This is a genomic window from Yersinia sp. Marseille-Q5920 (genome assembly GCF_946902935.1).
GTDB lineage: Bacteria > Pseudomonadota > Gammaproteobacteria > Enterobacterales > Enterobacteriaceae > Yersinia > Yersinia rochesterensis.
On sequence record NZ_CAMPQA010000003.1, the window covers coordinates 259,487 to 271,630 of the forward strand.

Consider the following 12,144-nt stretch of genomic DNA (forward strand, 5'->3'; position numbering starts at 1 on the left):
GATTATCTCCGTTACACCTTTTCCACGTTGACCAGGAACGCCTTGAACTCTGGCGTTTGTGTATTAGCATCACCGACAAAGGGTGTCAGGGTGTTGGCAATAAAGCCTTTTTTCGCTACCCCTTCATAGCCCCAGTGGATCGGGATACCAATAGTGTCAACTTCTTGCCCATGAACATTCAGCGTACGAATACGTTTGGTCACTACCGCCCTGGCTTTGATATAACCCCGGTTGGAACTGACTTTCACGGTATCGCCCTGCTTAATGCCTTTTTTCGCCGCCAGTTTTTCGCCAATCTCGATAAACTGTTCCGGCTGCGCGATAGCATTGAGCAACGCATGCTTAGTCCAGTAGTGGAAATGCTCGGTCAGACGATAAGTGGTGCCGACATACGGGAACTGCTCATGAGAACCCATAGCAGCCAAATCGTCTTTAAAGACGCGCGCGGCTGGGTTGGATATCACATTCGGATGCAGTGGGTTGGTGCCCAGCGGCGTTTCGAACGGCTCATAATGTTCCGGGAATGGCCCTTCCGCCATTTTGTCGATGGCAAACAGGCGACCCATGCCCTCTGGCTGCATGATAAATGGCCCGACATCACTGCCCGGTGCGGCGGCGCTGTAATCAGGAATATCCACGCCCCCCCATTTGGCCCCATCCCACTCCAACAACTGGCGTTTCGGATCCCAAGGTTTACCCTGTGGGTCAGCAGACGCGCGGTTGTAAAGAATGCGGCGGTTGAGCGGCCATGCCCATGCCCAACCCAAGGTATTGCCCAAACCGGATGGATCAGCATTATCGCGCCGTGCCATCTGGTTGCCCGCCGGTGTCCAACTACCGGCAAAAATCCAACAACCACTGGCGGTGGTGCCGTCATCGCGCAAGTGAGCAAAGGTACTAAGCTGCTCGCCTTTTTTGACCAACACTTTGCCGTCTGCATCGGTGAGATCCGCCAGCGCTCGCCCATTGCTTTCCATTGCCACTTCTTCTGGCTCTGGATTATCTGGCGTCAGGTAATCCCAAGTCATATTGAGCACTTGTTCTGGCACCGCACCACCTTCCCGGCGGTACATATCGCGTAGACGGCTAAAGATACCGGCCAAAATAGCACCGTCGTTCAATGCTTCGCCCGGTGAATCCGCACCTTTCCAGTGCCATTGCAGCCAGCGGCTGGAGTTAACGATGGAACCGTTTTCTTCAGCAAAACAACTGGATGGCAAGCGGAATACCTCGGTTTGAATTTTCGATGGGTCGACATCGTTAAATTCGCCGTGGTTTTGCCAGAAATTCGAGGTTTCCGTATTGAGCGGGTCAATAGTTATCAGGAACTTCAGTTTCGACAGTGACGCTACCACTTTGTTTTTGTTAGGGAATGAAGCAACCGGGTTAAAGCCCTGGCAAATATAGCCATTCACTTTGCCCTGCGACATCATCTCGAAATACTGCAATACGTCGTAGCCTTTATCCCACTTCGGCAACCAGTCGTAGCCCCAGCCATTTTCTTTCTGGGCATTGTCACCGTAGAAACTTTTCATCAAGCTGACGAAGAATTTCGGGTAATTGCTCCAGTAGTTAACCTGGCCTGGCAACAGAGTTTTCGGCGTGTTGGCCTTCAGGTAAGTGTCAATATCCGGCTGTTTTTCTGACGGTAAGTTCAGGTAGCCCGGTAAGCTTTGCGACAGCAAACCCAGGTCAGTTAAGCCCTGAATATTAGAGTGACCGCGCAAGGCGTTAATCCCGCCCCCCGCCATGCCCATATTGCCGAGCAACAACTGGATCATCGCCATGGTACGAATGTTCTGCGCGCCAACTGAGTGCTGTGTCCAGCCCAATGCGTACAGGAATGTGGCGGTTTTATTGGACACACTGGTTTCGGCGAGATATTCGCAAACCTGCAAGAAATCTTCTTTTGGTGTGCCGCAAATGTTGGAAACCACATCCGGCGTGTAACGGCTGACGTGTTCTTTTAGCAAGTTCCACACACAGCGCGAGTCTTGCAAGGTGACATCACGTTTAGCAAAGCCGTTTTCATCCAGCTGGTAATTCCAGGTGGTTTTATCGTATTTGCGATTTTCGGCGTCATAACCACTGAACAAACCATCGTCGAAAGTATAGTCTTCCCGCACCAGCAAGCTGGCGTTGGTATAGGCCTCGACGTATTCGCGGTTAATTTTGTTGTTGGTCATCAGATACAACAACACGCCGGACAGGAACGCGATATCGCTACCGGAGCGGATTGGCGTATAGAAGTCAGCCACCGATGCAGTACGTGTAAAGCGCGGGTCGATCACCAGCAACTTGGCATTGTTGTGGATTTTGGCTTCCATCGCCCAGCGGAACCCCACCGGATGCGCTTCTGCCGCATTACCGCCCATGACAATAATTAAGTCTGCGTTCTTGATATCAACCCAGTGGTTGGTCATCGCACCGCGACCAAATGTTGGAGCAAGACTTGCTACCGTTGGTCCGTGTCAGACACGTGCTTGGTTGTCTACGGCAAGCATGCCGAGAGCGCGACTAAATTTCTGGGTCAAATAACCCGTTTCATTGCTGGATGCCGAAGCACACAACATACCGGTACTCAGCCAACGGTTGACGGTCACACCCGCGTCGTTGGTCTTAATGAAATTAGCGTCCCGGTCTTCTTTCATCAGCTTGGCAATGCGATCAAATGCATCATTCCAAGTGATTCGCTGCCATTTATCTGAACCTGGCGCGCGATACTCTGGGTATTTCAAGCGGCTTTCGCTGTGAATGAAATCCACCAGCCCCGCACCTTTAGGGCACAGTGCACCACGGTTTACCGGATGATCCGGGTCCCCTTCAATGTGGAAAATACTCTCTTTGGCGTTTTTAGCACCATCGCCGAGGCTATACATCAAAAGCCCGCAACCGACGGAGCAATATGTGCAGGTATTCCGCGTTTCGCGGGCGCGCAGCAACTTATAATTGCGCGTTTCCGCCAGCGCCACAGACGGCGTAAAGCCGAGTGCCGCGACCGTGGTTCCTGCCATACCGCCAGCGCAGATCTTAAAGAACTGCCTTCTGCTGACCTGCATGGGTCTCTCCTTCATTCATTGTCACATTGTATGAATTTAAAATTCAGTTCGCGCTTCCCTCAACAAAACCAGAAGCGCTAAAATCGCTAACGCGATATCACCTTTATCGGGATGGGATACATTCCTATTGAAATTGAATCATACCCATACCATTCTTAATGTGAATGTTACCACATTGTGATTATGGGTTATAACTTTCAGGGCTGCATAGTGAGCCAGATCAAACCTTCAGATATTGACCTTTCCACCGGAATTTGCGGCGCCCGACAACTTAACGTGCTACAGCGCCATAAAATGGCCGAGCCACAGTTGGATTGGTTAGCGGAGGAAGTGCCGGTAGCACTGGTGTACAACGGCATTTCTCATGTCGTGATGATGGCCACCCCCAAGGATTTAGAGGCTTTTGCGCTGGGGTTTTCATTATCAGAGGGAATTATTAGTGCGCCGCAGGAAATCTACGCCATTGATGTTAATCCTGGCTGTAATGGCATAGAAGTTAACATTGAACTCTCCAGCCGCCGTTTTGCCGGTTTAAAAGAACGCCGCCGGGCGATGGCCGGCCGCACTGGGTGCGGTGTTTGTGGTATCGAGCAACTGGACGATATCTTCCGCCCAATCACGCCCTTACCATTCACGCAAACTTTTGATTTCAACAACCTCGACCGCGCCCTCGCACAGCTCAAACAGGTACAAACCGTCGGCCAACTGACCGGCTGTACTCATGCCGCCGCTTGGATTAATCCTCAAGGCGAATTACTAGGGGGCTGTGAAGATGTTGGCCGCCATGTCGCGCTGGATAAATTGCTTGGAATTCGAGCCAAACAGCCGTGGCAGCAAGGCGCGGTGCTGGTTTCCAGCCGCGCCAGCTATGAGATGGTACAGAAAGCCGCCATGTGCGGGGCCGAGATTTTGTTTGCTGTTTCAGCTGCAACAACCTTAGCAGTTGAAGTCGCCGAGCACTGTAATCTCACCTTGGTTGGTTTCAGTAAACCCGACCGGGCAACAGTGTATACACATCCGCAGCGGATTCAGGAATAGAAAGACCGTACAATAAGTAAGGCATTGATAATCATTTTCAATATCATTTAATTAACTATAATGATCCGAATGCTTACGCGGTGCTTACTTTTTTTGCGCCGCTCTACACCTACGGAGACGATGATTATGAGTTACTCACTGCCATCCCTGCCTTATGCTTACGATGCTTTAGAACCCCATTTCGATAAGCAGACGATGGAAATCCATCACACCAAACACCACCAAACCTATGTTAATAATGCAAACACGGTGTTGGAGAGCTTCCCTGAGCTGGCTAAATTCAGCGTTGAAGACCTGATCAAAGATCTGGACAAAGTCCCGGCAGAAAAACGCACCTTTATGCGTAATAACGCCGGCGGCCACGCTAACCATAGCTTTTTCTGGAAAGGCCTGAAACTGGGCACCACTCTGACCGGTGACCTGAAAGCCGCTATCGAGCGCGACTTCGGCAGCGTTGACAGCTTCAAAGAAAAATTTGAGCAAGCTGCGGCAACGCGTTTCGGTTCAGGTTGGGCTTGGCTGGTTCTGAAAGATGATGGCAAACTGGCGGTTGTTTCTACTGCTAACCAAGACAGTCCGCTGATGGGCGAAGCTGTTTCTGGCGCATCTGGCTTCCCGATTATTGGCCTGGATGTGTGGGAACACGCTTACTACCTGAAATTCCAAAACCGCCGCCCAGACTACATCAAAGCATTCTGGAACGTCGTTAACTGGGACGAAGCCGCCGCGCGTTTCGCTCAAGCTAAGTAATTCTCAGCTAGCAACGCTGCGGCTTCAAGCCCGCAGCGTATAAAACCAAAACCATGCCAGCAAGGCCTTCTTGCTGGCATTTTTATTGCTTATTGTTGGCATTTATATTGTTAAAGTTTGCTTGATTCCTGCCGATAGAATGTACAAGAAGGTCACTGGTATTCATGGAAGAAATCTATGAATGTAGATGTCATTACGTTTGGGAAAAGCACTCTTGCCAAGGCTGCCCCACTTATCACCAGTTCCCCGAAATCCTCTAATAATTAGACCGACCCCCCACTCACCTACACTGATTGATTTGCATCAGAAACACCGTATAACGGAGCAGAACATGGCAGGATTTAGCAAAGTTTTTGGTAACTTTGACAATGTGAAAGTCGGTAAAAAGCTGGGATTAAGCTTTTTCCTGATGTTGTTGTTAGTTGGGATCATCGCTGGTACCACTGCATATCATTTTTCCGTCATTGAAGAACATGCTTATAAAGTCGACTTGAGTTACAAAATTAATGATGAAGCCAACCAGGCAAAATATAATCGTGCGTTATATGAACGCACTTATGACCTGAAATACATCGAAGAAAATTCTGAATATATCAATAAGATAAAAAATCTTCTCACCCAAAGTGAAGGTCTTGTTTGGTCGGAAAGTAACCGTAAAACGATCAGTAGTATTGCCGATGTGGTAGAGGAATATCTGCAACAACAAAGCAACTTTGTGAATGCAGTCGCCCATAAAGATGATGTGCGTAAAAGCTGGAATATCTCTGAAACTCAAAAGAATCTCAATGAGTTACAACAAAGCTTGCTCAGTGAGGGCGCAGATACCAACACCCGGATTCTACTGGCAGAAATGAACCAAAAATTAATGACCGTGCGCTATAACGCGCGGGGTTTATTGCTGGAGCGCAACCAAGAGGCAGAATCTTCGTTGATAACCTCGATCAATATTGCCAACAGTGCGGCGAATGCTTTCATGCCGGTGTTATCCGCCGACCAGCAAAAGTTATTAGCCCCGGTTATCTCCAGTCTCAACACCTATAAAGACAATGTGCTGGCCTATTTACCGGCTTATCAACAAGAGTTGGACGTGGGTAAGGTGATGGAAGATAATGCCAATGAATTGAATAAGTTGGCGACACATCTTTTCACCCAAGAACTGCAAGGCACCTATGACGAAATCAATAATGCGCAATTGCAGTTAGCCATTACTGTCATTGCCGCTTTGCTATTTGGCTTACTGATTTCATGGCGCATGACCCGCCAGATTACCGTGCCATTGCGCACGACGTTGGCGATGGCTGAACGCATTGCTAACGGCGATTTAACCGCAGAGACAACATCAAACCGTACTGATGAACTGGGCTTGCTGATGAATACCGTCGCCCGGATGAATGAAAACCTGCGCGCCATGATTGATGAAATTCGTATCGGCGTCAGCCAGGTGTCTCATGCTTCCGGCGAGATTGCGGCTGGCAATACTGATTTATCATCCCGAACAGAGCAACAGGCCGCCGCTGTAGAAGAAACTGCCGCCAGTATGGAGCAATTGAATGCCACGGTTAAACAGAATGCCGATAACGCTCACCACGCTAATCAACTGGCCGCCGAGGCATCAAAAACCGCGCAACAGGGTGGCAAGCTAGTTAATGATGTGGTGCGTACCATGAATGATATCTCTGGCAGCTCTAAACGCATTTCTGAAATCACCTCGGTGATTAACAGTATTGCTTTCCAGACCAATATCTTGGCGCTGAATGCCGCAGTTGAAGCCGCGCGCGCCGGTGAGCAAGGCCGGGGCTTTGCTGTGGTCGCCAGTGAAGTGCGTAATCTGGCGCAGCGTAGTGCGCAGGCGGCGAAGGAAATTGAAGGGTTGATTGGCGAGTCGGTATCTCAAGTCAATGCCGGTACCTCACTGGTACAAAATGCGGGTCAAACTATGGAGGATATCGTCCGCTCAGTCACCCATGTGCGCGATATCATGGCGGAGATCGCCTCAGCCTCTGATGAACAAAGCCGGGGTATCACACAAGTCAGCCTGGCTATTTCCGAAATGGACAGCACCACTCAACAGAACGCCGCGTTAGTGGAAGAGTCCGCCGCCGCCGCTGATTCACTGGCTGAACAAGCCATCTTACTGGCGCAAGCGGTCGCGGTATTCCGCCTGTCCGAAGCTGAAACTGAAGCTGTTCAAAGTAATACTAGCGCCCCGCGCGTAACCACACCGCGCCCGGCCCCAGAAGCTAGCCGCAACAATCAGCAGGATAATTGGGAAACTTTCTGATTATTTATTAAACCGTGCTAATGCGCTTCGCCCAAGAAATATTGGGGATTTTAATCAGCGGTGACAGGAAGATGTCTACCAAGAGAGGTTATTCAATAACAAAACATGCCATGTTGCCGCTTATTGTAAATGACACGCCGCTAAGGGCGGAATGGTTAGACCATCCGCTTAAAGGAGATTGGGGAAACTTCCGAGAGTGTCATGTCGGAGGAGACTTTCTACTCATCTGCAAACTCAATAGCCGTAGTAAGATAAGTCAGATTATCTTTACCCGCACAGGAACACGATCAGAACTCTTTGATTGATAATGTGTATATAAAAAAACCGGGGGTGGCCATGCCACACCCCCGGCTCTATCGAAAATAGCAATCAGAATGCTTTTTTGGCGAAACCAGTCACTTCTTTCAGGCCCATCTCGCGACCTAATGCTGTCATTGGGTGAACCACCACAATGCCGCGCACCGCTTTCTTCAAAGTGCCCATATCCGCTTGCTCTTTCTTGGTAATCGCTCGGCTGAATGGCAGTTGCGCCAGCTTCTGAGCTTCAGCACTCAGGTTTTTAACCCGCACTTCTTTCAAACGCTGAATTTCAGCAGCCAGTTTCTCTTTTTCCTTCATATGCTGTGCAATTAACTCCACATTACCCTGCTGTATAACAGTCGGATCTTTGTGGTTCAGCGCATCCAGCATATCGCTTAGACGTTTGATTTCTGCATGTTCTTTCATAGTATTGGCCCGTACATGCCGCTGATGGGCACGATATTTCGCTAAAGTTGGAGATAGGATAGCACTGATTGTGCATCAAGATGGATAGTGTATCAGGATGCGGGCCTTTCGACAGCAGCCTCCTGTGCCGATTGCCACTGCATTCCGGCGGGTAAGCCGCTAATTTCACATGCAACCGCCCCCAACCGCTCCAACGCCCCGGTATAGCGGCTATTGAATGGGTAACAGCAAGATAGGCGAAATGCATTGCGATACCGGCCGCTGGGTGAATAAAGCGTCCCCGGCGTCAGGCAAATCTGCTCTTGCAGCAATTGATGGAACAGCGCGACGGTATCGACGCTATTAGGAAATTCGACCCAAAAGACAAACCCGCCAGCCGGCTGTGTCACTGTGGTTCCTCGCGGAAAGGAGCGGGTAATCAGTTGTTGAGCTTGCTGAACCTGCTGCGCATAACGGCGGCGCAAACTGCGCAAATGGTGGTCATAGCCGCCAGACTCAAGGAACAGTGCTAAGGTTTCTGACAGCAGCATCGGCTCCGCCATTGACGATACCGCTTTTAGCTTGTGCAATGCTTCTGCGAAGCGACCCCCATCAATCCAACCAATACGGAAATCCGGTGCCAGCGTTTTAGTAAAGCTGGAGCAAAACAGTATCCAGCCGTCACGATCGAATGCTTTGACTGCCGGAGATAAAGCCGAGCCAAATTGAATCTCGGCATATAAACCATCTTCAATTAATGGCACTTGATGATCGTTCATCAGCTGCGCCAATCTTTTTTTCGCGGCGAGCGGCATGGTATACCCCATGGGGTTTTGCACCGTCGGCATTGCAATCAGTGCATTCAACCGCCCTTCTTTAAGCAATAACTCCAACACATCCAATGAAAGTCCCTGCTGCGGATCAGTCGGAATCTCCACGGCTTTCAGCCCGAGGCTTGCCAATAATGGCATCAGATAGAAATAAGTCGGCGACTCCAGCCCGACACAATCCCCTGGCTTGGTGGTCACCCGGAGCGCTAATTGCAGCGCCTCCATACACCCATGGGTAATGGTGATATCAGCCGGATCAGCCAACATTCCCAAGGTCATAGCGCGGCGAGCAATTTGCTGGCGTAGGCGCTGACTGCCGGGTGGCAAAGCATATTGACTGATCAACTGCGGCTGACGGCGTAATAAAGAAGCCATAATACGCCCCAACTTGGTGCTGGGATAGAAATCGCCAGTCTGCGGGCAGGCCAGCGAAATATTGGTAAAACGCGGATTTTGTTGCGCAGCAAATACGGTATCAATCAAATCCAGCACTTCATCCACCGGTTTCCCCACTGTAGCGGTTGGCACCACGGCGGTTGACGGGCTACAGACATAAAAACCTGACTGCGGGCGGGCTTCAATCAGGCCACGGTCTTCCAATGTGCGATACGCAGCCACCACGGTATTGACACTCACCTGATGGCTCTGCGCGTAGCCCCGCACCGAGGGTAAGCGGCTGCCCGCCAGGAGACTGCCATTCTTAATGGCTTGTGCCAAATTGTCAGCCACTTGTAAGTAGCGAATTTCATTCATAACAAGGGACATGGTGACAGTTCTCTAGAGAATTGATGGGTACAGTTCAGTGTTATGCAAACTGTACCCATAACAATAGATAACTTCTGCTTCTGATGCCATCACGGATTGATGTTTATACTCGTCATACTTCAAATTGCATGTGTGTTGGCTGCGCTCAATCACCCGAATCATTGACTCACGTCAACTCATCGGGACTCACTCACTTGCCGCCTTCCTGCAACTCGAATTATTTAGAGTACATGCCGAATCTCTTGATAACATTAATAGGATCTCCCCCATGTTGGACAGTGCTTTCATCAGTTACGTCACCGTAATGTCGATCACCCCAGGCCCAAATAACCTGCTATTGGCCGCCTCTGGTGTCAATTTTGGTTTGCGCCGAACTTTCCCGATGATGCTGGGGATTACCTTTGGTTGTGCATTGCAATGCGCATTAATGACCACGCTATTGGCATTTATCCTCAGTTGGGTCGGGGTTGTTCGCTTGCCATTAGTAACATTGGGCGGCGGTTATTTACTGTGGTTATCCTGGAAGATTTTTAATTCTGGCAGCCCCAATGCTCGGGATAGGGAGCAGCCGATGGGGTTCATTCAGGGGGCATTATTTCAAGCGATTAATCCAAAAGCCTGGCTGATGGCAATGAATGTCGCCATCTTATTCACCCCAAGGGAAGGCGCGACACTGAGTCATACTTTGTTGATTGTCGGTGGCTTTGCTTTATTGAATCTCCCTTGCGTGGCGGTTTGGGCGGTGATGGGTGATCAATTGCGTCATGCGCTGCGCATTAATTGGAAGTTGCGACTATTTAATGGCGTGATGGGCGGCTTGATGGCAATAACAGCCCTGTGGTTGTTAGCTGAGGAATGGCTCAGTGTTTTCAATAATTAAACATGGCCAAGTGGCGAGAGTTTAGAAACTTGTTTTTGACTGATACGGGAGAGTAATTCAGTAATCGACAGCACCATAGTGGAGCGCACCATTTGCTGATAACGCTGGCGTTGCATAGCAATCAGCGAAGCATCTGCTTCATCCGGGCGTAAGAATGTCGGGACTGGCGGCAATTCAGCCACACAATGTAGTTCACCAAATGGCCCGAGGATTTCGTCATCAGTAAAGCGATACTCGGTGCCATCATGGTTTAGCTCTTCACGCAGCGCCATCAATAGCTCGGCATCTTCATATTCATGCCGAGTTATGACGCCCAAGGCATAAACCAACTTCAATCGTACCGATAACTCACCCAACGGCCCATCCCCGACCAGCAATGGCTCCACGGCATATTTCACCGCATAGTCATCTTTACGGAAAACCTGCACCACGAGAATGTTCAATGCTTCTGCCAATAAGTCGACAGCAGCCATCAAGAAACTCCGAACGGTCTTCCCCGCGTTCAGATGTTCAAGTACCCGATTCTCAAATGCCTGTGTTTTTTCAATCATCGCTGGTCACTGGGGTGGTTAATGAGTATCCGTCCAACGGGTTTGGAGAGCCGGCCAATACAACAACCGGCTCATCTGAGCACTGAGCATCAGTGCGCCAGCTTGTCCTGCATGGCGTTATACACACTCACCACCTGTTCCACAACCTCGCTATCAGCTGGCAGACCGGAAATTTGAGCAAGAGTGGCTTTTGGCCCTAATTTAGCCAGTAATTCAACCAGTTCCTGCGCTTGCGGATCTTGCTCACTGCGATAACTCATCGCAGCAGCAATACCGGTCACCAAGTTATTATGTGGCAACTGATATTCCAACGTCCCCAACAGCGGCTTGATCAAACGGTCACCAGCGCTCAGTTTACGCAGTGGCTGACGGCCAACGCGCTCAACATCGTCATGCAGGTAAGGGTTTTCGAAACGGGAGAGAATTTTATTGATATAAGCTGCATGTCTCTGCGGATCAAAAGCATAGCGCTTGATCAGCACTGCCCCACTCTCCTCCATCGCGCCTTTCACGCTCTGGCGAACGGCTGAGTCAAGAATGGCATCACGAATGGTTTGGTGCCCTGCAAGCTGGCCCAAATAGGCGGTAATGGCATGCCCGGTGTTCAGCGTGAAGAGTTTGCGCTCCACAAAGGCCATCAGGTTATCCGTCAGTTCCATACCGGCGATTTGCGGCGGCTGCCCTTTAAATTGGGTACCATCAACAATCCACTCGCTGAATGTTTCTACTGTCACGGCCAGAATATCAGTGCTGCCCGCTTCTGATGGCGGCACAATCCGGTCTACCGCAGAATCAACAAAACCAACATGTTGCTCAACCCACGCTTGCTCACTTTCTGGCAAGACGGCAAACACATGCTGTTTTAACTGGCTAGTGCCGCGCACCATATTCTCACAAGCAATAATATTCAGTGGGCGGGTATTACCTTGTTGATGACGGGCCACCAAACCTTGCGCCACGGTGCTGGCGATGCGGGCCAAAATTTGTGGGCCAACAGCGGTAGTGACAATATCAGCATCAGCAATCAGTGCCACCACTTCCGGGCTACCACTGTTCACTGCGCTAACATTTTTCACTTCTTCAACACGGGCTTGCTCACCCACCACATTAACCTGATAACTCTTACGCTTATTCAGTTCATCCAACAACGGCTGGTTCACATCGGCGAAAGTGAGTTGTGCACCGGCATCAGCAAGAAGTTTACCAATGAAGCCCCGGCCAATATTACCCGCGCCAAAATGTAATGCTTTCATATTTTTTACCTTTTGCTGTGTAGCTGTGAAAG

At 50.0% G+C, this 12,144-nt stretch carries 10 protein-coding genes; 5 read left to right on the forward strand and 5 right to left on the reverse strand.

What is annotated here, in order from left to right:
- Window positions 1–11: 11 nt before the first annotated feature.
- A complete protein-coding gene (fdnG, locus tag OVO64_RS06385; RefSeq protein ID WP_145585704.1) occupies window positions 12–3,059 on the reverse strand; it encodes a formate dehydrogenase-N subunit alpha in 3,048 nt (1,015 codons plus the stop codon).
- 183 nt (window positions 3,060–3,242) lie between these two features.
- Here fdnG and fdhD point away from each other — a divergent pair, with 183 nt between their 5' ends.
- From fdhD to OVO64_RS06405, 4 genes are all read left to right on the forward strand, one after another.
- Window positions 3,243–4,097, forward strand: a complete 855-nt coding sequence (gene fdhD / locus OVO64_RS06390) for a formate dehydrogenase accessory sulfurtransferase FdhD (RefSeq protein WP_267248675.1) — start codon at window positions 3,243–3,245, stop codon at window positions 4,095–4,097.
- Window positions 4,098–4,223: 126 nt separating this feature from the next.
- The gene (gene sodA / locus OVO64_RS06395; RefSeq protein ID WP_038637579.1) at window positions 4,224–4,847 is read left to right on the forward strand and encodes a superoxide dismutase [Mn]; all 624 of its coding nucleotides are present in this window, start codon (window positions 4,224–4,226) and stop codon (window positions 4,845–4,847) included.
- 331 nt (window positions 4,848–5,178) lie between these two features.
- Window positions 5,179–7,128: a methyl-accepting chemotaxis protein gene (locus tag OVO64_RS06400; RefSeq protein ID WP_050291885.1), complete on the forward strand. Its 1,950-nt coding sequence runs from the start codon at window positions 5,179–5,181 to the stop codon at window positions 7,126–7,128.
- 71 nt (window positions 7,129–7,199) lie between these two features.
- The gene (locus OVO64_RS06405) at window positions 7,200–7,433 is read left to right on the forward strand and encodes a type II toxin-antitoxin system YafQ family toxin (protein ID WP_071841814.1); all 234 of its coding nucleotides are present in this window, start codon (window positions 7,200–7,202) and stop codon (window positions 7,431–7,433) included.
- Between the two features lie 64 nt (window positions 7,434–7,497).
- On the opposite strand, the gene OVO64_RS06410 is transcribed toward OVO64_RS06405, so the two are convergent.
- Both OVO64_RS06410 and OVO64_RS06415 read right to left on the reverse strand, forming a co-directional pair.
- The gene (locus OVO64_RS06410) at window positions 7,498–7,854 is read right to left on the reverse strand and encodes a YibL family ribosome-associated protein (RefSeq protein ID WP_038637586.1); all 357 of its coding nucleotides are present in this window, start codon (window positions 7,852–7,854) and stop codon (window positions 7,498–7,500) included.
- 92 nt (window positions 7,855–7,946) lie between these two features.
- Window positions 7,947–9,428, reverse strand: a complete 1,482-nt coding sequence (locus OVO64_RS06415; RefSeq protein ID WP_267248676.1) for a PLP-dependent aminotransferase family protein — start codon at window positions 9,426–9,428, stop codon at window positions 7,947–7,949.
- 268 nt (window positions 9,429–9,696) lie between these two features.
- On the opposite strand from OVO64_RS06415, the gene OVO64_RS06420 reads away from it, so the two are divergent.
- Window positions 9,697–10,308 (forward strand): LysE family translocator, encoded by a 612-nt coding sequence (locus OVO64_RS06420; protein ID WP_038637591.1) that lies wholly within the window; start codon window positions 9,697–9,699, stop codon window positions 10,306–10,308.
- Here the strand turns inward: OVO64_RS06420 and OVO64_RS06425 are convergent.
- Window positions 10,305–10,859: an MltR family transcriptional regulator gene (locus OVO64_RS06425; protein ID WP_038637592.1), complete on the reverse strand. Its 555-nt coding sequence runs from the start codon at window positions 10,857–10,859 to the stop codon at window positions 10,305–10,307. The genes OVO64_RS06420 and OVO64_RS06425 overlap by 4 nt on opposite strands.
- An 89-nt stretch (window positions 10,860–10,948) precedes the next feature.
- The gene (locus tag OVO64_RS06430) at window positions 10,949–12,112 is read right to left on the reverse strand and encodes a mannitol-1-phosphate 5-dehydrogenase (protein ID WP_038637595.1); all 1,164 of its coding nucleotides are present in this window, start codon (window positions 12,110–12,112) and stop codon (window positions 10,949–10,951) included.
- Window positions 12,113–12,144 lie beyond the last annotated feature (32 nt).

Bases quoted from the DNA above. Each gene is read 5' to 3' on its own strand.
- OVO64_RS06400 (WP_050291885.1), top strand. From the start codon at position 5,179: ATGGCAGGATTTAGCAAAGTTTTTGGTAACTTTGACAATGTGAAAGTC.
- OVO64_RS06410 (WP_038637586.1), bottom strand. From the start codon at position 7,854: ATGAAAGAACATGCAGAAATCAAACGTCTAAGCGATATGCTGGATGCG.
- OVO64_RS06405 (WP_071841814.1), top strand. From the start codon at position 7,200: ATGTCTACCAAGAGAGGTTATTCAATAACAAAACATGCCATGTTGCCG.
- OVO64_RS06420 (WP_038637591.1), top strand. From the start codon at position 9,697: ATGTTGGACAGTGCTTTCATCAGTTACGTCACCGTAATGTCGATCACC.
- OVO64_RS06415 (WP_267248676.1), bottom strand. From the start codon at position 9,428: ATGTCCCTTGTTATGAATGAAATTCGCTACTTACAAGTGGCTGACAAT.
- OVO64_RS06430 (WP_038637595.1), bottom strand. From the start codon at position 12,112: ATGAAAGCATTACATTTTGGCGCGGGTAATATTGGCCGGGGCTTCATT.
- sodA (WP_038637579.1), top strand. From the start codon at position 4,224: ATGAGTTACTCACTGCCATCCCTGCCTTATGCTTACGATGCTTTAGAA.
- OVO64_RS06425 (WP_038637592.1), bottom strand. From the start codon at position 10,859: ATGATTGAAAAAACACAGGCATTTGAGAATCGGGTACTTGAACATCTG.
- fdhD (WP_267248675.1), top strand. From the start codon at position 3,243: ATGGGTTATAACTTTCAGGGCTGCATAGTGAGCCAGATCAAACCTTCA.